Origin of the sequence: Brevibacillus sp. MCWH, from assembly GCF_013096935.1 — a bacterium.
Classification (GTDB): domain Bacteria; phylum Bacillota; class Bacilli; order Brevibacillales; family Brevibacillaceae; genus Brevibacillus; species Brevibacillus aydinogluensis.
Genome location: NZ_SDLF01000059.1, coordinates 1 through 1,036, shown reverse-complemented (window position 1 = coordinate 1,036; position 1,036 = coordinate 1). Strand labels below are relative to the sequence as shown.

General features: G+C 53.5%; 1 protein-coding gene. It reads left to right on the top strand.

Features of this window, described 5'->3' with window-relative positions; all coding sequences use genetic code 11:
* Window positions 1-965: group II intron reverse transcriptase/maturase (locus ETC00_RS19325; protein WP_171567681.1), on the top strand; the 965-nt coding region annotated here is incomplete at its 5' end.
* Between the last annotated feature and the right edge of the window lie 71 nt (window positions 966-1,036).

Below are 1,036 nucleotides of genomic sequence, written 5' to 3'. Positions count from 1 at the left end.
CAGAGTTCTCCGACTCCAGCTTCGGGTTCCGTCCAGGCCGCCGTGCTCACAGTGCTGTGCGGAAAGCACAACAGTACATCAACGAAGGATTCCGGTATGTGGTCGACATCGACTTGGAGAAGTTCTTCGACCGGGTCAACCATGATATCCTAATGAGCCGGGTTGCCCGCAAGGTGAAGGACAAGCGCCTTCTTAAACTAATTCGCGCTTATCTGCAATCCGGAGTCATGGTCAACGGAGTGTGTGTCACGACGGAAGAGGGCACGCCGCAAGGTGGCCCCTTAAGTCCGCTGTTGGCCAACATTCTGCTAGACGACCTGGACAAGGAGTTGGAGAAAAGGGGACACCGTTTCTGCCGCTATGCGGACGACTGCAACATCTACGTCCGCTCCAAACGTGCGGGTGAACGTGTAAAGGCAAGTGTGGAGCGATACTTGACCAGGGTTCTCAAACTCAAGGTAAATCAACAGAAAAGTGCGGTGGACCGCCCGTGCAACCGGAAGTTCCTCGGCTTTAGCTTTATTCCGGGAAAGGAAGCGCGGATACGTCTGCATCCCAAATCGATCACCCGGTTAAAAGGACGAATTCGCCAATTAACCAACCCACATCGAAGCATGACCATGCAGGAGAGGATTCAAAAACTCAACCAATACCTCATGGGATGGATCGGGTATTTTGCGCTGGCCGAGGCGAAAACCCATCTTCTGCGAATAGAGGAATGGATTCGCCGAAGGCTCCGGCTCTGTCTATGGACGCAGTGGAAACGAGTTCGTACGAGGTACCGCGAACTTCGTTCGCTTGGATTTTCTCACAACAGAGCACTGGAAATCGCAAACACCCGAAAGGGGGCGTGGCGGACAACAAAATCCCCGCACATGCACAAAGCCCTTGGTATTGCCTACTGGCAACAACAAGGGCTGATGAGTTTGATACAGCGATATTTCACACTTCGTCAAGCTTGGTGAACCGCCGTATACCGGTCGGTACGTACGGTGGTGTGAGAGGACGGGGGTTAACCACCCCCTCCTACTCGATT